Here is a 25,105-nt window from a genome sequence, read left to right as displayed (position 1 = left end):
TTTCATGACCTTTTGGATCGGCCAACTGATCATTTTCTTAATAGATCAGCATTGCCTTATTCAAGGGGCTCTTTTATTGCGGTTAGATCTCACTTTGTCATAAATATTTGCGATTATAGACTGTGACTCGCAACATAATTTTGGCATGAGCCTAGCTCTGTATATCTGTGAGCATGTCCCAGCGTTTGCGGGGCTACGCCATGCAAAGGTCCACCATTTATACGCCAGTTTTTACCTTCAAAGCTCACTACATCACCTGTGCTATAAACGCTAGGGTGTGGCTGCCACTGCGCTGCACATGGTTGGCACTTTGGTAATTCATTCGCAATTATATCTAACAACTTATAGCCATCATCACGTGAATCTTGGTGTAATTCCCAAATAAAAATACCTGGGTAACTATTCTCAGAAACGAAATCTGTTTTAGTTTTTAAGAGTTCAGGTGTCTCCCAGAAATGAACATAATTACCCAGTTCATACGTGCCTTGATTGTAATCAACACCTTCCCCTTGGACCAGGGTTTCAACAATTTCTCGAGCTGTAAGCGTCTGAACTGGCCCATTCGCCAAAGGAAATGATTTATTGTAAAAAGGTATGCCTAAACTGGTTTTAGAAACGTCGTACTTGGTGATCATGCTTTGGCTCCATTCGTGTGGGTTTACCAAACCACCATGAATATACTCCCAAGCTGCATGGTGATTTTTGGGCGAACCACCCCACCCACCTGTGTAGTCATATGCCATAAAGCGAATAATATCGGCATGGTCATCTAGATCTTTATGGAAATTGATGCCTGACCAGCCACCAGCTTGAACATCTACAGAGACCTCTAGGTTTTGTGGTAATTTTTCTCTAAGCTCTTTTACTAAATTTAATAAATAACCACTTTCAACTGGGTTAGGTTGGTTATATGTGCTCCAGTCCTCCCAGTCTACATCAATACCATCCAAATTATGTAACTCAGCATAAGCAACTAAATTGTCGACAAGTTTACTTCTTGCAGCAGCGTCCATAGATAAAAAATCAACACCCGCCCCACCAACAGAAATCATTACACCGGTGTTGTTCGCATGTGCATGTTCTACAATATCATCTATGAATCGATCTGCTTCTGTAGTATCCAATGAACCATCTGCGCGAGGGTATGCGAAAGCGACAATGATATGTGTTAACTGATCTGTTGCAAGGTCTTTGACGTCCAGCTCACCGCCAGCAGGGTAATCCCAAGTTGAATAAAAACCTTCTACCCTAGGGCAGGATTCCGCAGCAAGCACATTTAAACCTACTGAGCCCAAAGTAAATGCAGCCATTGCCGCTAAATAACTTTTTTTAAACATAACCTTCTCCATGTTGTATAGAAATTAAATTCCCTTTTTAAATAACATGAATAAGTAAGTTCTTATATTGAATTTTTGTAAAGGCATAAAGACAAAGAAAGGCAGCAATTAATACCAATAAAAGCAACAAAATATAAAGAGAGTTAATTAAGGTAACGACTGTCAAATAGCATTTAGCTTTTGAACGCGTGACTCTTCATTACTGTTGCGACTAAACGTATCACTTCTATCCAAGCTTGCCTTAGCTCTGGGTTCCAATCTTCTCCCAACCCCTTTTTTAAGGTGTAGAGTAATGCATTACCAACAGGTGTAAAATGAGAAGCTTTGACACCATAATTTATGTGCCTTTCAGCCAACTTATGTAACACTGGAACCAGGCTGTCTAGGTCATCGAGCGACTTCACCGCCACCTTTAATGTGGCCATTAATTTTTGCCCTTGGCTTTTTATGCTATTCTTAAACAGCACTTTAAGTGACGGGTCGTAATGAAAAAGCGTGTTATAAAATATCTCTGCGGCTTGTTCTGCAATAGGTTCAACCTTTGCAAAACTCTCCTGTACCAATTGCTTTTGTCTAGCTGATAAACTCATGCACTAGTCCCACCTTTATAAGGTCATACAACATACTCTAGACTTAAAATTACAGCATGGCTAATAATTGCTTAATTTAAAAAATTGAACCAATTAAGCTCAGATTAGTGGACTATTTAAAGTGAAAAAATTTAATCGGGCTCAAGTTCCCATTATGGCATTATTGTGCTCAATTTAGCATCTAGTCTAAAATTAAAAGGTAATCCATTTACTACCTTTTAGTTGCCAAAAGAATAAATAATCGATAATCATTGATTGAGTTATGTAAATAACTTATTCACTATCATCGCTGGGTAATCGATTTAACCACACTACCCAGCAATCAAGCTTTATTTTTTCTTAGAATAAAAGTTAGCGAATATAAAATCTCTTTCAGCAATGCTCGCATGGCAATTTGAGCATGTGTGCTTAATAGCAGGCTCACTTCCCTTTCCTGCCAATATTATATTACCCAACTTATCAAACTGGACATACTCCCAATCTCCATACCCTTCAGAATAGCCCTTTTCCCTTTTTAACATCATAGTAATTGTTAAGGCATCATGCGGTGCACCTGACTGAGAAGAAAAGTTCTCTTTAAGTACGATTGTACCCGGTTTATATATTCTAAATTTCGGTTCTGCTAATTCTTCTTCCTCTTCTTCTTCATCATAGTCTTGGTAATATCTAAGGTACTCCAAATAGTTGTTTTCATATGCTCTTACGTCCTTGTTTAAAAAAACGACTATAAACTGCTGCCAATGAAGTCCTGAATGCTCAAAGCCCGTTACTCGGTGCCAACTAGTTCGATAGTCTTTAAGTGCTTCTTGGTATTTTTCTGGGATCTTAAAGGGGTATACTTTAAAAGGATCAGCGCCCGCCGTACCTACAGTAAAAAGCGCACTCATACAAAGTAATGCTATTATACGTTTCATAGAAAAACCTTAATTAAGAGCCAGTTTCAAAGTCGCACGCTTTTTGCCTTTATACATAACATCGACACTTGTATCTTGCCCCTTCGACAACTTTAGTTCTACAGCGTCATATTTAGGTATTTGCAGCACAAACTCGGTATGAGAACCCACATCCAATTTAATTGGATATACTTTCTGCTTTTTACTAAATGACAACACCTGATAAGCATCTGAGTTAACATTCGCGATGTAACTGCGCATTTTGGGATGTATCTTACAGCCTATACGTGTAAGTGTATTTTCCGACCAGTCTGCCGAAACTTTTGTTGTTTGCCCTTGGCTCATTAAGCCAACATCAAATTTAACCCCTGAATTAGGATCATTAGCAAAAATGTTATGCTGGAACTCATCAGAGTTTTTAAAAGTGATGTCGCCTTTGGGTCCAATGACTACGGCTTTTTTATCAAACACCTTATTTGATTGGTCCAATTCAGCCTTTTGAGGTCCAACGCCCCCTTTTGCATATACAACCCCTACAAATGATGGTCTTTTTACAAACTCTAGCTCACCAGTTAACGTCGCTGCTTCAACACAGAATACTGAACTAACCCCCACCATTAACAATGCGTACTTTTTCATGTCTACTCCTCAATTCGGTAAAATTGGTCTTTCAATTACAACGGGATCAGTCAACGCTGCCATAAACGCTATCAAATCTGCTTTTTCTTGCGGGTTTAGATTTAGTGGAACAATCAGTGGGCTGACATTTTTTACATTGATCGCGCCATTATCGTAATGCTCTACCACCTCTTCTAAACTCGCTAAGGATCCATCGTGCATGTATGGTGCGCTCATGATGATGTTTCTTAGACCGGGGGTTTTAAAAGCGCCCTTTAACTCTTTATTTTTGTCGATGGTATAGCGCCCTTCGTCACCACTTTGAATGCCTATATTGTGAAAGCTGTCGTCAGTAAAGTTTGCTCCATCATGGCATTTCACACAGCGAGCTTTACCGACAAACAATTGCAATCCTCTCACCGCAGACATAGACATTGCTTCTTTTTGACCCGCGAGATATTTATCGAACGCCGAGTCATCACTAACAATTGTCATTTCAAATGCTGCTATCGCTTTGCCGACATTCTCAAACGTCATATCACCATATAGCGCTTTGAATTCTTTTTTATAAAACGGGACTTTTTCAAGCCGTTGTAAGACATCCTTTGGCGTCATTTGCATTTCAACATCAGACACCAGCGGCCCTAAAGCTTGTTCCTGCAATGACCCAGCTCTACCATCCCAGAAGAAGATACCAGACCATGCTAAGTTATATAGGTGTGGAGCGTTACGTCCAAGAATATCACCACCACTTCCTATTCCTTTTGCTACTCCATCACTGAAACCTAATTCTGGGTTATGACAAGTTGCACATGATTGGTTTTGGTGTTTTGACAATCTATTATCAAAAAATAGCATTTTGCCTAATTTAACTTCTCTTTCCGACGGCTCTTCCTCATCTATGTACTCGATGTCGTCGACATCAGGTGTAGCTAGGTTGCCAAACATAGGCATGTCTTTGGCTTGTATCTGAGTACAAAATAGCAAAGGTAAAGCGGCTATAATCAACTTCTTACAATCCATTACTCGTCCCCCGAAATAGTTCGTTTACACATGTTAATTTTAATAGTTAAACTTTGACCTTATCGAAGGATTGACTATATTTGTTAATAAATCAAAAAATTAGCCCACTTTAATAAAAGTTTCGCAAAATAGGTAAACGCACAAACTTAACTTTAATTAAGATAGCTAATTACCAACTCTGAGACACGCATAACAATATGATGATTTCTAGATTTGTTCCAGGCATCGCTGCGCAAATGCTCTTGGCTTTTGGTGTAATAACATCATTGGGGATATTCAGTAACTTTTTCGTTTATTTAAGTACAGGTACCCTAGCCCAAAATTTCACCCAAGTTTCCTCCGTGTCTATTCCATTAGTTAACGTTAATTCAGATCTGAAAATGAATATCTTGGACTCTCTGATTGCACTAGAGGAGCAAATCATAACGGGCAGTAACGAGACCGCAAAAAAGAATGCTATCGTTGAAAGAAATGCTGCATGGAAAGATATCGAAAATGGCTTTGAAACGCTTGCACAGTTTGCTAGGGAAACTGGGTTTGATGAAGTAAGACTCAATAGAATAAAAGAGCACCTTCAAGAGTTAAAGCATGAGCAAAGAGTAACCTCTGATATCGCCAACACACTCGATAATGAACCTGCAGTAAAGTTGCTTGTTACTGAAGCTATCCCTTTGGCTGAATCTATGGTCGCGCTCTTAGCACAAATGATTGAGATAGAGAGAGAGGAAGACGTAGATGAAGATCGATTTGAGTTATTCAAGCTATTAGTTGACTCCGAAATAAATTTTGCGACTGCGATTTCAGAATTGAGAGCTTTTTTACTGACTCGGGAGCAAAAAAATATCGATGGGTTTGACCAAGCTTGGTTTCAAAACAGCGATGCGTTTGTTTCGATCTTAGACGAGTATGAAGACTTATTTACCGATGAGCAATTAGCGTATTGGAATGACTATAGTGAAGAAAGAGAAAAGCTCGCACCGATCACTATTCTAGCTTTTGAAAAACAAGCCAGCGAAGAGTCCAACTTTGCCAATAACCACCTCAGAAAAGTCATCAAACCGTTAACTGCAACGATTTTTAATGAATTACAGGCCATGAATCAGCACGTTACAGACGTTACGAAACAAGGGATTGATGATACACAAAACGCGCTTTCAAATATGTTCATTGTACTTGCAATTAGCTCAACCCTAACCATTATCATTGCCGGTACAATTAGCGTCATATTTAGTAACAAATTGAAAAATCGTGTTCAGTCTTTACTTGCACGCGCCAAGAATATTTCTGTTGGAGATTTTCAGACCCAGACTGACTACTTTGTCATTCGCTCAAACGACGAACTCAATCAATTGTCCGAGAGCTTTAATCATATGACCCTTTCGCTGTCATCTACTATTTCTACCGTTCGGAGGCAATCAAGACAGGTTGGTCATTCTGCGCATCAAGTCGCCGCTATTGCAACCGAAATCTCTACTGTTGCCAAGAACGAAAACTCCAGTTATTCCGAGGTCATGCGGGTAATTGAATCATTTATGGACTTGTTAATAGAGTCAGGGCAAGCCATTGAGCAAAGCCAAGTGGTACTAGAACAAGCAAAAGCACAAGCTGATACCGGCATTCAGGCGGTAAATAGCAATTTAGATGAAATGAATAAAACGGTCGATGTTGTTACGCTAGCTTCTGAAGGTGTTGAAGAGCTGAAAACGGCTAGTGAAGAAATCGAATCCGTCACAGATGCTATATCAACCGTGGCAGACCAAACGGCACTTATCGCTCTCAATGCAGCCATTGAAGCCGCTCGGGCTGGGGAGCAAGGACGTGGCTTTGCTGTTGTTGCAGACGAGGTGCGAAGTCTTGCACAGCGAACGGCCAATTCTACAGATGAAATTAGAAACGTCATCTCGCAACTTACCAATAAAGTAGGCGATGTCATTAGGTTGATGACCGATATTATTCATCAGGTAGATGTGAGTAAAACCCGTTCTGATGAAAGTGGCCAAGCGCTAAGAGCAATGACGACAACCATCGAAGGCATTATTGATGCCAATGACCAAATAGCTCATCGCTCTGACGAGCAAAGCAATCAAATGCTTGAGATGCAAATCAAACTGCAGCATTTATTTTCATCTCTACAGCAAAATGCGGAAAAGGCGCAAATGGTATCCATGATTGGTGGCGATTTATACCAAACCTCAGAACTTGTAAATAGTTTAATGGATGGGTTCCATTTTGATGAGGATGATGATTTAGTTCAGAAAAAACAGGAAAAAAGACGCTCTGTTAGACTCGAAGCCAAGGTCAAAATTACAATATCTCAGGACGATAACGACTACTCAACTATTACTAGGGAGCTCAGCTGTGTTGGCTGTGGGATACAGCTGAGTAAGCAGCTTAATCAGGATTTGGATATTGATTCCGCAGTTATGCTAGTGTTGTATTTACCCAAAAATAACTACAAAGAATACATGGATCAATCGCCGATGAAAATTACAGCTCGGGTCGTTCGCAAAGATGATAAAAATACCGAGTACACATACTACGGTATAGAGTTTTCTGCGACAGGCCCTGATCAGGAGGATACACTGTCTGAGCTCTATGAATTTTTTGATCAGTAGAATTTTCTAAAAAAATACCCAGCTTGTACTGGGTATTACTATTAATCAAAAACAAGTTTTTAATTATAGGATTTCAAGTAGCTCAACATCAAAGATTAGAGTTGAGTAAGGCGCAATTGAAGCACCTGCACCACGCTCGCCATATGCAAGATCGTGTGGGATGTATAAACGCAATTTTGAACCAGCAGTCATAAGCTGTAGTGCTTCAGTCCAACCTTTGATCACACCATTTACTGGGAACTCAGCTGGCTGACCGCGGTCATAAGAGCTGTCAAATACTGTACCGTTGATTAGTGTACCGTGGTAGTGTACACGAACTGTAGATTCAGCTGCTGGCTTATCACCTTCACCAGTAGAAATTACTTCATACTGTAAACCTGACTCAGTTACAGTTACTTCAGCACGCTTTGCGTTTTCTTCTAAGAAAGCTGTACCTTCTGCTGCTAGTACTTTAGCTTCTTCTTCACGACGCGCTTGGATCTCGCTGTTAATTTTCTCGAAAGCAGCTTGGATCTCAGGGATCTCAACGCGGAATTCACCGCCAGTGTAAGCATCTTTCATGCCTTCAAACACTGCGTTTAAATCAAGACCTTCAAATGGGTTAGCTTTTAATTGCTCACCCATTTGTAGACCGATACCGTAGCTCGCTTTACCTGCGTCCGTATTGAATAAATCTGACATATCAAATTCACTTTATTTATCAGCTTAAAAGGACGCGCAGTTTAGCACAGAGAAAACATAACTTATAGGGCGCGGTTCAAAACGATACCCTATAAGTTAAAAAGAAATTAAGATTGCTTCTCTTGATGTCGAGACTTAAGCTCATTTACTAGGAATGTTGCAAATGGTAGGGAAAGCACAAGGCCAATTAGCAGTTCATTGCTATATCCTGCGAGTTTGTCGCCAAAGAATACACCGAAGCCCATGATGCCAAATACAGAAATTACAATTGAAGCGAGGAATGGCCATAACTTTTCGTACTTTGTTATCAAATGCCCAATTAGCGCATTATACAAAAATGTGTATAAAAGGGTTTGCCATAATGTAGGCTCCATTTGACCGTCAATTGACATAATTACAGCCATTTGCAATCCGCTCAAATAGAAAAAACTAAAGACAATCCATAGTGAACAATGTTTAGCAACATTTTGGGCCATTGAACTCTCCTAACGAAAAAAACCGCCGTTAGGCGGTTTTGGGAATGAGGTGGCGGAGAGATAGGGATTTGAACCCTAGATACGCTATTAACGTATGCCGGTTTTCAAGACCGGTGCTTTCAACCACTCAGCCATCTCTCCGTTCTTGGCGCGCATAATAATTGCTAATAATAATTATGTAAAGTAATTTTTTGACTATTTCGCAATTGTTATTGCACCACATATATACTCAATAATACTGCTTTGGCCTTTTGGCCAGCAAAGCACACACTATGCTAACTGTCAGTAAAGATATGAGTAAAGTACCAGACTCTACAGCGATATGTATCATCTGATCCCAGCTGCTCCATCGCTGTTCAAAAAGCGGAATCAAAGATATGGTCCCTACCAGCATCAATATCTTCAGCGCTCTGATGAAATCAAATCGACGGTTAAAGTTCATCCAAGCAGTCAGAATTATCAAAATAGTGATCGGCGCCAACAAAGACCACCACGTATTATCTAACATTGATAACAACAGCTTGCTTGATAATAACCCAATAACTCCCCATACGATCCAAACCCACCAATTTTCACGCTGCTTTAGAAAGAGATCTCCCATAGCTTATCTTCTTATAATTATAGTTAGGTAATAAATTAGGTACTATATAAAGTAGCACTACAAGACTAACAAAGAGAGTTCAAAAAACAACCATTGACTAAAAAAAAGTTGTAACTCGCAAATACTTGTGACTGCCCTTCAAGAAGTTAAGCATTCAACAGAAATAAAATAGACGCCTCCACCCTTTTAGCTCGACATAATTTTAGTAACTTTAAGTCAAAGTGAACTTACAGTTTGACCTAAGTACCAAGCGCATATTATTAGGCACTCAAATTACGGTTTGCTATGGGCCTTAATATTAGACGCAGCTAGAAACAGAAAGTTTATATAAAAAAGTCTATAATTATTAAAAACTTAATATATGCCAATTATTACTTTTTCTCTTCTCAATATGTCTTGACTTCGCACAAACTATAACGATAATGCAAACCATTATCAGTTATGACCCAAAGTTGGTACAATTACTCTAACTTTAATCTTTTGAATAACTGACATCGATTGCGCTGTTTATTGCAGCTTTTTTTGTTCTTCTGGAATAGGGTTTTATGGACAATTCAAAACTACGAACTTCTCTTCAAAAACGCCCCACTCTTCGCCTTGGGCCAATTGCCATCGCACTATCAACGGTGATGGCTAGTACACATACTTTTGCTGAAATTACCTCTGACGAGGCTCAGTCCGCAAATGAAATCGAGCGTATCTATGTGACGGCTTCAACAGTCGGTAATTATTCAGACGCAGCAACTAAATCTGCAACTAAGATGATCTTGTCATTAAAAGAAACGCCGCAATCGGTATCCGTTATTACTCAGCAACAATTAGAAGATTGGAAATCAATCAATATTAAAGATGTGTTACAGCACACGACTGGTGTATATGCCAATAGTGGCCGTAGCCAAGACCGTACGCAGTTTATTGTTCGTGGTGACAACGTCAACCTTATTCAAATAGACGGAGTTCAGCAGTTCCCTGGTGGGCGTCGAGCCGACATTAACGGCGACTCTATTGCCTACGAACGTGTTGAGATTTTGCGTGGTGCCAATGGTCTAATGACTGGTATAGGCTCTCCTACAGCCACTATCAATTTAGTGCGAAAGCGCGCGGTTAGTAAGGAACTAAAAGGCCATATTGGTGTAATGACGGGTCGTTGGAACAATGAGCGAGTTGAGTTAGATATCTCCACACCGTTAAGTAGTGATGGTAGCGTCCGAGGTAGATTGGCAGCAGCACATTACGATAGAGATTCATTTGTCGATAGGTATGGCCAAGAAAAAACCTCTATTTATGCTACGGCTGAAGGTGACTTAACAGACACTACACTTGTACGTGTTGGTTATGAGTATGCCGATACTGCGTCTCGTGGCGTTATTAACTCCCACGCAGCGCCCTATTACTATGCTGACGGCAGTTTATTCAACCCCAAAAGAAGTGACACCGGTTTAACTGCTAAAAATAGTGCTTGGCCACTGGAAGAAAATACGTATTTCGCATCGCTCAGTCATGGTTTTGATAATGGGTGGCAATTAAACTCAATCGCTACATATAACACCATAGATATGGAAGGTGGCAAGCTCTTTTTCCTATATGAGAATGGTTATTATAATCAAGATGGATTTACCGATGATGGCTTTGGATTTAGCGCCGTTATTAGTAGCTCTAAAGATGTTCAAAGAACTTTTGACATCAACTTACAAGGTAGCTTTGAGTTCCTAGGGCAAGAGCATGACCTCATTGTTGGCTACAATAGCTTCGACCGCGAAAGAACGTATATTGGTAACGAGCATAGGCAAGAAGAAGTCCAAATTGGTGAACTCAATAAAATAAATTATTTCACATGGACTGGTGACGTTCCTCATTACCCATTCAGTGATACTCACCCGAACAGGCTCGAAACACATGTAAGTAGCGGCGTTTACTTTGCGACTCGCATATCTCTTACAGACAACCTAAAAACAATCTTCGGTGCAAGAAGAACCGACTGGGAGTATAAAGAATACGGCCAGAACAAAGATAAAAATGGCATAGATGTAAGCGCCCATACTGTAAAGCAAGTAGAGATAGAAACCACGCCTTATGCCGGCATTATTTATGATGTTAATGATGAATACAGTGTGTATGCAAGTTACTCTGATGCATTTGAACCCCAGTTAGAATATGACAAAAACATGAAGCTTCACGGTCCGATTATCGGCGACAGCCTCGAGGCCGGACTGAAAGCTGAAATAGGCTTACTCAACTTCTCTTTTGCAATATTCGAATCAAACAAGATGAACGAGGCAATAGATGATCCAGCTTTTGACCGTCGCTTCAAATTTAAAGGCACCCAAATAAACCCAACAATTGTAGTTGACACAGGTACCACGCGTGGCCTTGAATTAGAGCTCAGTGGAGAAGTATCGTCAGGATTTAATATTTATACGGGTTACTCTTACGCAAAAACAGAAAATCAAGACGGAGAGCAGCTAAACTCGGATATACCTAAACAGCTATTCAACCTATATACAACTTATCAACCGTCAGACTTAGTTGAAGGCTTGACAGTAGGTTTTGGTATGAATTGGAAAGATGGTTACTGGGTTGAAAGTGGCAGGCCTAATATTCAAGGTCGTGAACGCCGTGATCATGGATCTATCACCTTATTCAATTTAATGGCAAGATACGATGTGACAGACACATTAAGCGTTTCACTAAACGTTGATAATGTATTTGATAAAAGCTATCACAATGATATAGCGCCATGGAGTGGGTCCGTCACATGGGGTGAGCCTCGTAACTGGAAACTTTCTGCGAGATATAGCTTTTAAATTAGATAAGTAATCAAAAATGCAAAGCGAGTTTATTTTATGACTCGCTTTGCTTCAAAACCAGCTTTACATTACCGAACTCATTTTAAGCCGACATTTTTCCTTTTCTAAACCAGCCACAACTGCAAATAAAGTATTACAAAAATATTCTTTTGGAACAATTATCTAACTTAAAAGTAGGTAAAAAGCTATCTGATCTTACCAGTATTTATTTTTCACTCAACTATTCGTTCACCTATTTGTTCAGTGCTTAAAACAACACGCGAAAAGTCATGCGCAATTAAAGCGTTTAATCTTCGACGAAATAAAAACCCTCGATCGCACCCACGGGAACAGGATAAAAAAGCACAGCTTTACTATGCTGCGAAAGCGTTTCTAAAGTTCAGCGTAGACGAGGTATTTTGTATTTACATTTTGCGTCAAAATAAGAACGACCCGAATTTTTTGCAAGAAACTGCATTAATTAGTAAATCTGGAATTAAACGGGAAGCCGGCGCAATACCATTTGTCCAATTTTATACTCATCCCCACCCTGAAGACTTTGAATCACCGACAAATATTACCCGTGACAGTAAACTAGAGTCACAGGCGTTTACTCTTAGTGTTTCCAAGGAGTATTCGACTAACGGATTTTTAGACTCATTTAGTACATACTCTCCTAGTAATTCAGGCCTCGTGTTTGAACCACTTCCGACACATAATTGCAATGTCACATTTGTATTTAATAACCCAGATGAAGTGGTCAACCCATTGAATCAAAATAGTCCATGCAGCTCCACAAGCCTTTCCATAAAAACCCTGTTAAAAAGCTTACTATGCTAGTTCTATTAGAAAAACAGATTGATCTGTTGTAGTACCGTCAACATTGATTGCTATCACAATAATCAAAAAGTTGAGAAGGGTAAATTAAGAGCCAGTGACATGTGGACCGAACGCTTCCCAGAGTTTCCAAACTTAAACGTGACATCGCTAGAAAATAACTTTGTACACAGCCAATTAGAGCAAAGCCAAATGGAAAGGATACAATATTTACTTGATGTTAGTAATACAGATGCTCAAGACTTTATTTGTTACGCGACCCATGTCGATTTTCCGATTTGGTCGAGTACTTACAGAATTTACTTTGAGCATCAGTGATCATAAATCTGACAACGAATTTAGATAACCCATTGCCCTCGATAGAGTTTTCTCTCTTTGCTCTGGCTGCTTTTTGTTCCAACTTGAATAGATCATCTTGTTACGAGGGTTTTTAGAAAACTCTGCTTCATGGCTTGTCATAAAATGCCAATACATAGAGTTCATAGGGCACGCATTTTGGCCATCTACAGACTTGATATCATAGTGGCATGAACTACAATAGTCGCTCATCTTATTGATATAATTCCCGCTAGCGGCGTACGCTTTAGAAGCTACAATACCGCCATCAGCAAACTGGCTCATACCTCGCGTATTGGGCATTTCTACCCATTCAATGGCATCAATGTACACTCCTAAATACCAATCATCTACCTGTCTCGGATCGATCCCTGCTATCAAGCAAAAGTTACCCGTGACCATAAGCCTTTGAATATGATGAGCATAGGCGTAATCTAATGATTGCTTAATGGCGTGTTTTTGACAGTTCATTTTTGTCTCACCGGTCCAGAACCAACGAGGTAATTCGCGCTCTGCCCCCATTGCATTTAACTGGGCATATTCTGGCATATTTACCCAATAAATCCCCCGAACAAACTCTCGCCAGCCGATGATCTGACGAACAAATCCCTCAATCTGTGCGATATCGACTTCGTTAGTATGATCATAATAATAATTAATTACCGTATCCACTACAAAGGCTGGACTGATGATCTTACTATTTAGTGCAAAAGATAGCCTAGAATGATATAAGCTCCATTGCTTTTGTGTGTACATGTCATCGGCGTTACAAGTCATCGCATCTTGAAAAAAACCAAACTTCGACAACTGTGTTTTACAGAATGCCAAAATCAACTCTCTTGCTTGTACTCTATTGATAGGCCATAAAAGCTGTTCGTGATATGCACCGAAAGTACTCACATTGTGTCGCTTGAGCCTTTCCCCTATGTCACTTACATCATTCGCAAACACAAGCGGCTCGGGGATCTCTGACAAATCGTTTTGCCTCAACTTATTGCGATTTTTGCTATCAAAGTTCCACTCACCTCCTAGAGGGTGTTCACCTTCCATAAGGATATTAAACCGAGTGCGCATTTTTCTATAAAACGCTTCTAGTCGATGCTTCTTACCCGCTTTAAAATAGCTGCCTAGCTCGCTATCTGATAGATAAAAATGTTCGGTTTCATAAGCGTTAGAGGCAATACTGAGCTTATTTCGAAATTCGCTCAATTGAGAACGAAGTCTATACTCATCCGGTAACTGATATTCAAATAACTCTATTTTGTGCTTCTCTATCAGGCTATTGAGTAACGCTGGTAGTTGCGTGTAATGCTTTGTATCATCCAAAGTCAAATAAGAAACCTTGTGTCCTACTTTTATTAACGCGTGGCTAAACGCCTGCATAGCCGCAAAAAATGCACAAACTTTTTGGACATGATGTTTTACGTAACTCGTCTCTTGATGCAATTCGGCTATCACATAGAGTGTGTCATCATTTTTATTTGTATACCAAGAATGGCTGGCATTCAATTGGTCGCCTAATATAAGTCTGAGCGTTTTGTACTTATCTACCATTTTCTAATCAGCCTCTTTTTTACTTTTCCCAGCACAACGCTTAGAACAATATTTCACGTTTTCCCAATCTCTTTGCCACTTTTTTCGCCATGAGAACGGCCTTTGACAAATAACGCATACTTTTGTCGGTAAATTAAGCTTTTTGTGCATTGCGATTACCTAACATGAATTGAAAGAACACGCTTTGCTTCACTGATTACATCAACACGCTTTTTCCACTGCCAAAGTAATGTTTGCGCTTTTGAATAGCTCTCTTTCAGGTCTACAACTGGTAAAGGATAATCTACTCCAAGTTCGATGCCATACATCATCTGCTCCATTTCAGTCAAAGTCCAAGGGCTGTGTACCAGTGGTGCAGGTATATCAGATAGCTCAGGAACCCACTTTTTAACGAAGTGACCATCTGGGTCCTTGTCTTCACCTTGCTTTACTGGGTTATAGATTCGGATTGTGTTGATGCCAGTCACACCTGCTTGCATTTGGAATTGGCTGTAATGTATCCCTGGTTCAAAATCTAGAAATAACCTCGCCAAATGGGCTACACCTGTGCGCCAATCCAGCTCTAAATGATGGCACAAGAAACTCACGAGCATTGCGCGCATGCGAAAATTAAGATAACCAGTTGCAATCAAGCTCCTCATACAAGCATCTACCATTGGGATCCCAGTATTGCCGCTTTTCCATGCCTCAAGCCTCTCATGCTCTGCATCCCCTGTAACTCTGGGCATATTTTCATAGGCTCGGTTCACACACCTGAACTCCATGTCACACTCACTTTCAAATTTTTGAATAAAATGGCAATGCCAGTGAAGCCTAGAAGTAAAAGCAATGAGTGTTTTGCGCCAATATGGCTTTTTCCAGTTTTTGAGTACTTCTTGATAGACTTGACGTAAACTCAAATTGCCCCAAGCAAGGTAGGTTGAAAGCCGAGAGCAATGTTCGACAGCCTTTTCAGGACTCGACAAAGAATACGCATACTCCTTGCCCCTACTTTCAAAAAAAGACGCTAAAACTTGCCGCCCAATTCCCTCTCCACCAGTTTGAAACCCTCTATTTGTCTGTGTGCGAATAAAAAAATCCAGATCGACATGATTGTTTAATCTATGCTTTTCGTTAAAGAAATTAACTTGTTCGATATCGACGTCAAGTGCTGAATCACGCATCGTTTTTTGCCAATTTTTATCCCAATTGGTTCTTGCTCGAAGTCCTCTTACAACAGCACCTTGAGGGTATTCATACCAGACTACGCCTTTTGAGTCGCACCATTTTGCAACTTGTTTGTCTCGCTCAAAAGTGTATGAAAGGCCAATCTCTTGATGACTAAAAACCTCATTAATGCCTACAGATGCTTGAATTTGTTCTAACACTTCCACGCAATCTCCGTATGCACAGTAAAGCGCGCCATCGGGCAATCTCGATTTAATATCAAGCAATGACTGCGCAATAAACTGAAAGTGTCGCATTGATGAGTGTTTGTCGTGTAGTGCAATAGGTTCAAAGCAATAGAAAAGGAGAATAGGTTCATCATGTTGCGCGGCGTTAAATAATGCTTGATGATCAGTCAACCTAAGATCTCTTTTCAACCAGACAATATTAATGGGCACAACGTTAGACCTCTTGAGGCCAATCGGCCATATCAACTTCTGTATTGACAACAGGGCTGTTTGTTAACCATTTACGAACAAACTCCCCTTTAGGGTCATACATTTCGGTTTGCTTGTCGATATTAAAGTGTCTACCTCCTCTTGGATCGTCACCAACTCCTGCAATGTATTGCCAATTCCCCCAATTTGACGCGACGTCATGATCTATGAGCTGTTGTTGGAAGTAAGCGGCTCCATAGCGCCAATCTACTTGTAATTCATTGACTAAGCAGCTGGCTACAATTTGTCGTCCACGGTTTGACATAAACCCCGTAGAGTTTAACTCTCGCATTAATGCATTAACCAATGGATATACCGTGTCTCCACTGCACCAGCCTAAAAATCGCTGTGGATAATACGTTGTCAGAGGGCGCTTGCCTGCTTCCCCAGAGAATTCGAACAATTTACTGCCCTTTATCATTGCTTTATGATGAAAAAATTCTCTCCACAGCAACTCAAAGAATATCCAATATGTTGAGTCATTGGCACCGTGTATTTGTTCGCAACGTTTTAAGCGAGCCACTATTTGCCTTGGGGAAATATTGCCCGAAGCTAAATACGGGCTGAACTTGGTGGAGTTGTCGTAACCATCAAGCTCGTTACGCGTTTCTTTATATTGCAAAGCAGCATTTGATTTAAAATACCTTTCTATCAAGCAATATGCTTCTGACTCACCACCTCGAAAGACAGCAGTGTTATTTTCTCCACCGACTTCTTCGTTCAAGTCCCACTGTACTAACCCACCTACGCTACTATTTAATGGCATGGGAAGCGTATCAGAAAGCGCACTGTCAACTGGCTCATACACAACTGTATGCGCAGTTTTTTTACGAAACTTAGAGAATGACCCGCTTAACGCGTTGCTTTCAATCTGTTTACTGCCAAACAGTAAATTATTGTTTTGGCATATAAAGCGCAATTTCGGAAGCTGCGCCTTCAACCTTAATAGATTTTGTCTCTCTTGTAGTCCACTAGAATAGTGGCAGCCAACTACGTCAACATCAAAAGTGTGTACAAGTTTTTTTAAAACAGCGTTTGTGTCACCACGTAAAACAAGTAACTCGTAACCAAGCTGCTGCAATTGTTCTGACAAGTCTAACAGGGACTCTTTTATAAACTGTAATTTACTAACTCCTACCTGCGCGTGATTGTAGTTAGTTGGTTTTAGCAGCCTTTCATCTAAAACAAAGACAAATAGTATCTTGTCACATGCATACAATGTGGCGTTTAACGTAATATTATCATTTATACGCAGATCTTCTGTGAACCAGTAGAGGGCTGTTTTCATTGTGTAGTAATACCCATTCGATAATGCTATTTAACAATGCTCAATACGTAGGAAATAAGTATATAGATTAGCGGCAGATCAAAATTAAGGAGAAGTGTTCAGATTTTAAAATGCCAATGTATGACTTTATACAATGGCATAAATAGAAAGAAGTATGTATTTAAGCTATGCTTGTGTTGATTGCTCTAAGTGCCTGTGCAGGATCTTCAGCCTTTGTAATTGGACGGCCAACAACTAAATAATCACTCCCAGCTGCAATTGCTTTTTCTGGAGTCATGATACGCTTTTGATCTCCCGCATCACTGCCTGCCGGTCTTATGCCTGGTGTAATTAACTTAAACTCTTCACCCAGCTCAGCTTTTAAAGACTCAGCCTCTTGTGCAGAACAAACAACACCATCTAAGCCTGCCTCTTTAGCTAGTTTAGCTAAATACAAAACTTGCTCTTGAGGCGTTTTTTCTACACCCAACTTACTCAATTGTGCTTGATCCATACTTGTCAAAACAGTTACTGCAATTAAAAGAGGCGCTTTGTCACCATACTGAGCTAAGGCTTCTTTTGCTTTTGACATCATTTCTGTTCCGCCACTAGCGTGTACATTCACCATCCATACACCTAATTCAGCTGCTGCCGTTACCGCTTTTGCTACCGTGTTAGGAATATCATGGAATTTAAGGTCAAGAAATACATCAAACCCAAGATCAACAAGTTTTTTAACGAATTGAGGTCCAAAGTAGGTAAACATTTCTTTGCCAACTTTAAGACGACACTCATTCGGAGACAGTTGAGAAACAAATTCTAATGCCGCACTTTCGTCATCATAATCCAACGCAATTAGCACTTTTTTTAGTTCAATGTTTGACATAATTACCTTACTTTGTTCAAAAAGAATCAAGAAAATCTAGTATCCATCTAAACCACGATTTGGAACGACTGACTCCCATGTTTTACAAGATGGGCACAACCAGTATAGCTTATGGCTAGTAAAGCCACATTTATGGCATTGGTAGTCAGGTTTTGTCGCGATGTACGAAGTTACCAAGTGATCAATTTCACCCAGCACGTCCTGTATTTTGGGGTTTTTAGTACTTAACAATTGGAGTAAGTAGCTAAAGCCTCTAATAGATGGCTCTCTCTTTAAGCTATCTGTTAGAAACTCTATTGCTGTCGCGGTTTCCCCGTCCTCAATTAACCCTTGGCAATACTTAATTTTAATCGTCACACCACTATTTGGTAGCAACTCTTCAATTAACTCATAGTATTCCAATGCGATATTCAGAGATTTATAACAGGTTTGTAAGTCATTGATTATCAGAGGTGCTATTTGAGGGTATTCAGAGAGTAGTTTTCGCCAGTAGTAAATTGCCTTTACATTATCTTGTCGGTTAAAAGCATCTAACCCTAACTCATACAGCGGCCTAATTGCTTGATGATTTAATTTGGTTGCTTTGTCTAACAACAAAACATCGTTTGACTCAAGCGCGGCTTCACAATAAAAATTCGCTATAGCAGAGCAACTATTTTTATCTACAAACAAGTCAGAGTGGGCTTCATACATATTAATGCCTTTCTCCCAGTCCCTTGTTTGAGAGTACAACTGAATGATTGGCTCTCTTGCATCTTCAAACCCAACTTTAATCAGTACGACAAGGTTTGACTCAGCACTGTCTAACAATCCAGCCATAACATAGTCTTGCGCCAATTCAAGCCGACACGATTTCACCAGCTCAGTATCAAGGTTGGGTTGTTCGATTAATAATTCATGGATTTTAATTGCTCTATCCAACTCTCCTCTTTTTCTAAAAAGAGTTGCGAGTGTCAAATAGTGTTCAACGGAGTCAGCTGAAACTTCAAGCAGCTGAATCAAATGTTCAAGACCTTGATCTTCTTCTCGATCGAGAAGGAATTTTAGGCCCTTACTATATTCAGATGTGATTTTTCTATTTTGCTCATGCGCTAAATTTTTAGCACTATTTTTACCCATTACATAGCCGTAAGCTGCAGCAACAGGAAGCAACAAGAACAAAAGCTCTATCATGACTGGCTTTGATTTTTAGTCAGTAGTAAGTTATTTGCCTTATGTAATTGACCATTTTTTTGTTTAAGCCTTATCAAAGATAAAAAATTAAACAAAAGTCCTACCAAAATACCAGTAAAAAGACATAAGCTTAATAGTGTCGCCAACGGCATTTCAGCACTTGCAATAATAAAGTTGACCTCTACAAGGTTTGGATTTTGTGTACCTACAACAAAAGCCACCAACAGCAACACTAACAACAGTCCTTTTTTTACAACTCGAACCAAACTAGGTTTCTCCAATTAGCCTTCAATACTATCGTTAACGCGATCTCTTAACTCTTTACCAGGCTTGAAGTGTGGTACATATTTACCATCTAACTCTACTGTATCACCAGTTTTAGGGTTACGACCTGTTCTAGGTGAACGGTAATGTAGAGAGAAACTGCCAAAGCCACGGATTTCAATTCTATCTGAGCCAGACAGCGAACCTGCCATTTGTTCTAAAACTTCTTTTACTGCATTTTCTACATCTTTAACAGGAACATGCGCATGCTGTTCAGCAAGTTTTTCTATTAATTCAGACTTTGTCATAACGTTTCCTTAAGGTAAAAAAGAAGGGCAAAAGTGCCCTTCTTGTTTAGACTTTAAAAATTAGTCTTTTTGAGCGTTTTTGAAAGCTGCTGCCATTGCATTTTCGAATGCAGGCTCTTCTTTCTTAAGCTTCTCTAGCGCTTCTTTCTCTTCAGCTTCGAAGATAGCTTTAACAGATAGGCTGATCGCACGGTTCTTACGGTCAACACCTACAAATTTAGCTTCTAGTTCGTCACCTTCAGAAACAACAGAAGTTGCATCTTCTACGCGCTCTTGAGCAATGTCAGCTACACGGATGTAACCTTCAACGCCTTCAGCTAGCTCTACAGTTGCGCCTTTCGCGTCAACTTCAGTCACTTTACCTTTAACAATAGCACCTTTTTTGTTTGCGTCTAGGTAGTTATTGAAAGGATCAGCTTCGATTTGCTTAACGCCTAGTGAGATACGCTCGCGCTCTGGGTCAACCTGAAGAACGATTGCTGTGATCTCATCGCCTTTCTTGTACTCACGTACAGCTTCTTCGCCTGGAGTGTTCCAAGAGATATCAGAAAGGTGTACAAGGCCGTCGATGCCGCCTTCAAGACCGATGAAGATACCGAAGTCAGTGATAGACTTGATCTTACCAGTAACTTGGTCGCCTTTGTTCTGTAGACGAGCAAATTCCTGCCAAGGGTTAGCTTTACACTGCTTAAGACCTAGAGAAATACGACGACGTTCTTCGTCGATTTCAAGAACCATAACTTCAACAGTATCACCTAGTGAAACAACTTTTGAAGGGTGGATGTTCTTGTTAGTCCAGTCCATTTCTGAAACGTGAACTAGGCCTTCAACGCCTTCTTCGATCTCAACGAAACAACCATAGTCAGTTAGGTTAGTTACGCGACCAGTAAGCTTAGCACCTTCTGGGTAACGACCAGCGATTGCTGCCCAAGGATCTTCGCCAAGTTGCTTAAGACCTAGAGAAACACGAGTTTTCTCTTTGTCGAACTTAAGTACTTTAACAGCGATTTCGTCACCAACATTTACGATCTCAGATGGGTGCTTAACACGCTTCCAAGCCATGTCAGTGATGTGAAGTAGACCGTCAACACCACCTAGATCTACGAACGCACCGTAGTCTGTAAGGTTCTTAACGATACCTTTAACTTCTTGACCTTCAACAAGGTTAGCAAGTAGTTCTTCACGCTCTTGAGAGTTTTCAGACTCGATAACTGCACGACGAGAAACAACAACGTTGTTACGCTTCTGATCAAGCTTGATAACTTTGAACTCAAGCTCTTTACCTTCAAGGTGAGCAGTGTCACGTACAGGACGAACATCAACAAGTGAACCAGGTAGGAAAGCACGGATTGAATCAACTTCAACAGTGAAACCGCCTTTAACTTTACCGTTGATAATACCGATAACAGTCTCTTGCTCTTCACAAGCTTTCTCAAGACGGATCCAAGCTTCATGACGCTTCGCTTTCTCACGAGAAAGGATAGTTTCACCGAAACCGTCTTCGATTGCATCTAGTGCTACGTCTACTTCGTCGCCAACAGCAACTTCTAGTTCACCAGCAGCATTTTTGAATTGCTCTGCAGGGATTGCACTTTCAGACTTAAGGCCAGCATCAACAAGAACGATGTTGTTCTCGATAGAGATAACAGTACCTTTAACGATAGAGCCTTGCTCTGCTTCAAAACCCTTTAGGCTTTCTTCAAATAACTGCGCAAAATTTTCTGACATACTAAATACGTCTCATATATAAATGTACCAATAAGCAACCATGCTGCATGGGGTAGTTAAAAAAACACCGGCAGCCCTGCCAGTGATATGAAATAAATTAGCTAACTTTTGGAAGTTTTCCTGCTAACACAGCATCTTCAACAAGCTTTAACACTTGTTGGAATACCGCATCAGCGTCAAGCAACGTAGTATCAATATGGACAGCATCATCTGCTGGCACTAAAGGTGCAACAGGCCTATTCATATCTCTATCATCACGAGCTTTAATATCCTCTAAAAGGCCCTCTAGTGTAACATCAAGGCCCTTATCCTTCAACTCATTAAAGCGCCTGTTAGCACGTTCTTGCGCACTTGCCGTCAGATAAATCTTTAGCTCAGCTGAAGGGAATACAATTGTTCCCATATCGCGACCATCTGCGATTAAGCCATTTTCGGTGCTAAAAGCTCTTTGTCTTCTTAAAAGCGCTTCTCTAACGCGAGGGAGCATCGCTATTTTTGATGCTGTAGCACCGACTTCTTCATTGCGAATTGTATTTGTTACATCTTCCCCTTCGAGTACAATTTTTGATTTTTTAGTCTCGCTATCAATCATAAATTGAACATCAAGGTTTGCCGCGAGTGGCACTAGTGCTTCTTCGTTATCCAAAGCAATTTGATGATGTAAAACAGCAATAGACAGTACACGATATATTGCGCCACTATCTAAAACATCCCAATTTAGTTTCTCAGCCAACAAACGACATACAGTCCCTTTGCCAGATCCGCTTGGGCCGTCTACGGTGATTACGGGCATTGCAGCCTGCATTAATACCTCCTGAAATGCACACCTTATATAAATCGGCGCCTATTATACGCAAGTTTAATGAATAGATCCTTATCAACATGTAACTTTTTGTTCTGTTGATACATTTGTCTACTTTTCGGGTAATAGGTGTGCTGCTGCACACCTATTGAATTTTTAGAATTGAGAGATTGAAGATAGTACTTCAAAATAGGTAGGGAAAGTTTTTGCGGTACAATCTGGGTCGTTGATTACAACTGGCTTCCCACCTACAGCAACCATAGAAAAACACATCGCAATTCTGTGGTCATTGTAAGTATCAATTTCGGCTAATTTGAATTCTGTCGGTGGTGTAACTTCAATATAGTCTTCACCTTCAACTACTTTAGCACCAACTTTACGAAGCTCCGTTGCCATCGCAAATAACCTATCCGTTTCTTTAACTCGCCAGTTATAAATATTTCTTATTGCCGTTTTTCCTTCAGCAAAAAGTGCAACAGTTGCCAGTGTCATTGCAGCATCAGGAATGGCGTTGGCATCTATATCGACCCCTTTCAATTGGCCTTTTCTGACAATGAGCTTTTCATCAAACCATTCTATTTCGGCACCTACTTGCTCCATAACTTTGGCAAAACCAATATCACCTTGGACACTTGATAAACCAACTCCGTTTATTTCAATTTCTCCACCAGAGATAGCAGCCGCAGCGACAAAGTATGATGCAGAGGAAGCATCCCCTTCAACCATGATACTACCTGGGGACTGATAACCTTGCTGTCCTTTAACATAAAACACTTGATAGTTGTCATGTTCAACCACTACACCAAAGTGCTTCATAACACCGAGCGTGATGTCAATATAAGGTTTAGAAACAAGCTCGCCTATTATTTTGATTTCACTGTCGCCATCAAATAAAGGCGCAGCCATCAGTAACGCAGTTAAAAATTGACTAGAAATACTACCATCAATTTCTACTCTGCCTCCGGCAATCTTTTTACCCGCAATTTCTAACGGTGGGTAATGCTCATTCTTAAGGTAAGTAACATCAGCGCCCAACGCGTGCAATGCATCTACAAGGTGCCCTATTGGCCTCTCTTCCATTCTAGGTTCACCTGTTAACGTGAACTTGCCTTCCGTCGCTGCCAACACAGCCGTTAAAGGACGAAACGCGGTACCGGCATTTCCTAAAAATAAAGGCTCTTGAGGCGTCAGTAGTTTACCTTCCGTTCCATGTACCGTAGCAACAGTCTTGTCTTCGTTTAGTTGAACCTGCACGCCCATTTTATCGAGAGCGCCAAGCATATGACGAATGTCATCGCTGTCCAAAAGATTTCGGACTTCAGTCACACCATCACATAACGCAGCTAGCAATAAAATTCGATTCGATAAACTTTTCGAACCCGGTAATGTAACCGATCCCGATACTTTTTTAATCGGTTGTAGAGATAGTTGTTCCATCAGCTATTTTCCTGTGCAAAGCGCTTCATAAATGCAATCAAAGCTTTAATACCTTCTTTAGGCATTGCGTTATAAATACTTGCTCGCATGCCACCAACAAAACGATGACCTTCAAGTGCCATCAAGCCGTTTTGTTCCGCCTGAGCTAAGAATTTTTCATTTAGCGCGTCGTCTTTTAACCAGAAAGGTACATTCATTAAAGAACGGCAATCAATTGCAACTTTGTTGAAATAAAACTCCGAACTATCAATGTAGTCATAAAGCAATGCTGCTTTTTCTCGGTTGTGCTTTTCCATTGCAGGCACGCCACCGATTGACTCTAGATATTTGAAAACCTCAGCAGCCAAGTACCATGCATAGGTAGGTGGTGTGTTGTACATACTGTTTTGTTTTGCTTCGATTGCATAATCCAAAATAGCAGGTTTAGGTAGACCTTTTCTCTCCAATAGGGTTTTGCGCACAATCGCGATACTTAACCCAGAAGGGCCTATATTCTTTTGTGCACCAGCATAAATCAGGTCAAAGTCATCTACATTAATTTCACGTGACAAAATCATTGAAGACATATCTGCGACAATCGGCGCAGTCGGATGCTTAGGTACATCAAAGATTTCTATGCCATCAATGGTCTCATTCGGACAATAATGTATAAATGACGCTTTCTCAGGTAATGCCCACTTGTCTACCGACAGAATGTCAAATTTACTTTCAGTATCGGTCCTGATGTCCAGAGACTCTACAGCCGTAAACTTAGCACCTTCTTTCGTGGCGCCAACAGACCAGATACCGTTTTCTACATAAACGCCTGGAGCATCGTCTAGGTGTAAATTAAGCGGTACTGCAGCAAAATGGCCACGACCACCACCATGCATAAACAAGACTTCGAATTCATCTGATATATTCATTAACCTTCTTAAACTAGCCTCACACTCTTGTGCCAGCTCAAGAAACGGTTTAGAGCGGTGGCTTATCTCCATTACCGAAACTCCGAGGTCTTGCCAATTAATAAACTCAGCTTGGGCCTTTTCCATTACGGCTGGAGGCAACATAGCTGGCCCCGCACAAAAATTATAAACGGTCATTTTTTCCTCATTCCAAATAAAAGACGTTATAAAAGACGAATGCTCTGCAGGTCAAACGCGCCGAACATAAAATAGTAGCCTATGAATTTACATCAAATACGATGCTTGATGAAACAAAATTATCTGCTAAATAATTTAATTTGATTGAATTTTTTTAATAAAAAAGCG

Annotated in this window: 23 protein-coding genes and 1 tRNA gene; 3 read left to right on the top strand and 21 right to left on the bottom strand. The window is 40.4% G+C overall.

Features of this window, described 5'->3' with window-relative positions; translation table 11 throughout:
- Positions 1 to 113: 113 nt before the first annotated feature.
- From N482_RS06595 to N482_RS06575, 5 genes are all read right to left on the bottom strand, one after another.
- The gene (locus N482_RS06595) at positions 114 to 1,337 is read right to left on the bottom strand and encodes a glycoside hydrolase family 18 protein (RefSeq protein WP_063376302.1); all 1,224 of its coding nucleotides are present in this window, start codon (positions 1,335 to 1,337) and stop codon (positions 114 to 116) included.
- A 173-nt stretch (positions 1,338 to 1,510) separates the two neighbouring features.
- Complete coding sequence (locus N482_RS06590; RefSeq protein ID WP_063376301.1) at positions 1,511 to 1,927, bottom strand: globin family protein; 417 nt, start codon at positions 1,925 to 1,927, stop codon at positions 1,511 to 1,513.
- 329 nt (positions 1,928 to 2,256) lie between these two features.
- On the bottom strand, positions 2,257 to 2,841 hold the full coding sequence (locus tag N482_RS06585; protein WP_063376300.1) for a cytochrome P460 family protein: 585 nt from the start codon (positions 2,839 to 2,841) through the stop codon (positions 2,257 to 2,259).
- Positions 2,842 to 2,850: 9 nt separating this feature from the next.
- Positions 2,851 to 3,459: a hypothetical protein gene (locus tag N482_RS06580; protein ID WP_063376299.1), complete on the bottom strand. Its 609-nt coding sequence runs from the start codon at positions 3,457 to 3,459 to the stop codon at positions 2,851 to 2,853.
- A gap of 9 nt (positions 3,460 to 3,468) precedes the next feature.
- The gene (locus tag N482_RS06575) at positions 3,469 to 4,461 is read right to left on the bottom strand and encodes a cytochrome-c peroxidase (RefSeq protein WP_063376298.1); all 993 of its coding nucleotides are present in this window, start codon (positions 4,459 to 4,461) and stop codon (positions 3,469 to 3,471) included.
- A gap of 197 nt (positions 4,462 to 4,658) precedes the next feature.
- Between N482_RS06575 and N482_RS06570 the strand changes: the two genes are divergently transcribed.
- Positions 4,659 to 7,076 carry a methyl-accepting chemotaxis protein gene (locus tag N482_RS06570; protein WP_063376297.1) on the top strand — a complete coding sequence of 806 codons (2,418 nt, stop codon included), beginning with the start codon at positions 4,659 to 4,661 and terminating at the stop codon, positions 7,074 to 7,076.
- A 63-nt stretch (positions 7,077 to 7,139) separates the two neighbouring features.
- Here N482_RS06570 and N482_RS06565 read toward each other — a convergent pair whose 3' ends face one another.
- The 4 genes from N482_RS06565 to N482_RS06550 all read right to left on the bottom strand — a co-directional run bounded on the left by N482_RS06565 (position 7,140) and on the right by N482_RS06550 (position 8,834).
- On the bottom strand, positions 7,140 to 7,757 hold the full coding sequence (locus N482_RS06565) for an FKBP-type peptidyl-prolyl cis-trans isomerase (protein WP_063376296.1): 618 nt from the start codon (positions 7,755 to 7,757) through the stop codon (positions 7,140 to 7,142).
- A gap of 107 nt (positions 7,758 to 7,864) precedes the next feature.
- A complete protein-coding gene (locus N482_RS06560) occupies positions 7,865 to 8,233 on the bottom strand; it encodes a hypothetical protein (protein ID WP_063376295.1) in 369 nt (122 codons plus the stop codon).
- A 50-nt stretch (positions 8,234 to 8,283) separates the two neighbouring features.
- Positions 8,284 to 8,374, bottom strand: a tRNA-Ser gene (locus tag N482_RS06555).
- An 88-nt stretch (positions 8,375 to 8,462) separates the two neighbouring features.
- Positions 8,463 to 8,834 (bottom strand): hypothetical protein, encoded by a 372-nt coding sequence (locus tag N482_RS06550; protein ID WP_063376294.1) that lies wholly within the window; start codon positions 8,832 to 8,834, stop codon positions 8,463 to 8,465.
- A gap of 545 nt (positions 8,835 to 9,379) precedes the next feature.
- Here N482_RS06550 and N482_RS06545 point away from each other — a divergent pair.
- Entirely contained in the window at positions 9,380 to 11,638 is a 2,259-nt protein-coding gene (locus N482_RS06545; RefSeq protein ID WP_063376293.1) for a TonB-dependent siderophore receptor, read from the top strand.
- A 921-nt stretch (positions 11,639 to 12,559) separates the two neighbouring features.
- Entirely contained in the window at positions 12,560 to 12,775 is a 216-nt protein-coding gene (locus N482_RS06540) for a hypothetical protein (RefSeq protein ID WP_063376292.1), read from the top strand.
- On the opposite strand, the gene N482_RS06535 is transcribed toward N482_RS06540, so the two are convergent.
- The 12 genes from N482_RS06535 to serC all read right to left on the bottom strand — a co-directional run bounded on the left by N482_RS06535 (position 12,776) and on the right by serC (position 24,937).
- A complete protein-coding gene (locus N482_RS06535) occupies positions 12,776 to 14,347 on the bottom strand; it encodes a cryptochrome/photolyase family protein (RefSeq protein WP_063376291.1) in 1,572 nt (523 codons plus the stop codon).
- A gap of 3 nt (positions 14,348 to 14,350) precedes the next feature.
- Positions 14,351 to 14,497, bottom strand: coding sequence for a DUF2256 domain-containing protein (locus N482_RS24160; RefSeq protein WP_081227796.1), 147 nt, complete (start codon positions 14,495 to 14,497; stop codon positions 14,351 to 14,353).
- A 5-nt stretch (positions 14,498 to 14,502) separates the two neighbouring features.
- Entirely contained in the window at positions 14,503 to 15,951 is a 1,449-nt protein-coding gene (locus N482_RS06530; protein ID WP_063376290.1) for a cryptochrome/deoxyribodipyrimidine photo-lyase family protein, read from the bottom strand.
- A 4-nt stretch (positions 15,952 to 15,955) separates the two neighbouring features.
- On the bottom strand, positions 15,956 to 17,278 hold the full coding sequence (locus N482_RS06525) for a DASH family cryptochrome (protein WP_063376289.1): 1,323 nt from the start codon (positions 17,276 to 17,278) through the stop codon (positions 15,956 to 15,958).
- Positions 17,279 to 17,438: 160 nt separating this feature from the next.
- Positions 17,439 to 18,143, bottom strand: a complete 705-nt coding sequence (pyrF, locus tag N482_RS06520; protein WP_063376288.1) for an orotidine-5'-phosphate decarboxylase — start codon at positions 18,141 to 18,143, stop codon at positions 17,439 to 17,441.
- A gap of 36 nt (positions 18,144 to 18,179) precedes the next feature.
- Positions 18,180 to 19,316, bottom strand: a complete 1,137-nt coding sequence (locus N482_RS06515) for a lipopolysaccharide assembly protein LapB (protein ID WP_063376287.1) — start codon at positions 19,314 to 19,316, stop codon at positions 18,180 to 18,182.
- The gene (locus N482_RS25535) at positions 19,313 to 19,537 is read right to left on the bottom strand and encodes a LapA family protein (protein WP_269202103.1); all 225 of its coding nucleotides are present in this window, start codon (positions 19,535 to 19,537) and stop codon (positions 19,313 to 19,315) included. Before N482_RS25535 ends, N482_RS06515 begins: the two co-directional genes overlap by 4 nt.
- A 60-nt stretch (positions 19,538 to 19,597) precedes the next feature.
- The gene (gene ihfB / locus N482_RS06505) at positions 19,598 to 19,888 is read right to left on the bottom strand and encodes an integration host factor subunit beta (protein ID WP_063376286.1); all 291 of its coding nucleotides are present in this window, start codon (positions 19,886 to 19,888) and stop codon (positions 19,598 to 19,600) included.
- Positions 19,889 to 19,948: 60 nt separating this feature from the next.
- Complete coding sequence (rpsA, locus tag N482_RS06500; RefSeq protein WP_063373857.1) at positions 19,949 to 21,616, bottom strand: 30S ribosomal protein S1; 1,668 nt, start codon at positions 21,614 to 21,616, stop codon at positions 19,949 to 19,951.
- A gap of 97 nt (positions 21,617 to 21,713) precedes the next feature.
- Positions 21,714 to 22,421, bottom strand: a complete 708-nt coding sequence (cmk, locus tag N482_RS06495; protein ID WP_063376285.1) for a (d)CMP kinase — start codon at positions 22,419 to 22,421, stop codon at positions 21,714 to 21,716.
- Between the two features lie 153 nt (positions 22,422 to 22,574).
- Positions 22,575 to 23,855 (bottom strand): 3-phosphoshikimate 1-carboxyvinyltransferase, encoded by a 1,281-nt coding sequence (gene aroA, locus N482_RS06490; RefSeq protein ID WP_063376284.1) that lies wholly within the window; start codon positions 23,853 to 23,855, stop codon positions 22,575 to 22,577.
- Complete coding sequence (serC, locus tag N482_RS06485) at positions 23,855 to 24,937, bottom strand: 3-phosphoserine/phosphohydroxythreonine transaminase (RefSeq protein ID WP_063376283.1); 1,083 nt, start codon at positions 24,935 to 24,937, stop codon at positions 23,855 to 23,857. The genes aroA and serC overlap by 1 nt, the downstream gene beginning before the upstream one ends.
- Positions 24,938 to 25,105: the final 168 nt, after the last annotated feature.

It is taken from the genome of Pseudoalteromonas luteoviolacea NCIMB 1942 (assembly GCF_001625595.1).
Classification (GTDB): Bacteria; Pseudomonadota; Gammaproteobacteria; order Enterobacterales; family Alteromonadaceae; genus Pseudoalteromonas; species Pseudoalteromonas luteoviolacea_A.
The sequence above is the reverse complement of the archived record's forward strand: the minus strand, read 5'-3'. Positions and strand labels throughout refer to the sequence as shown.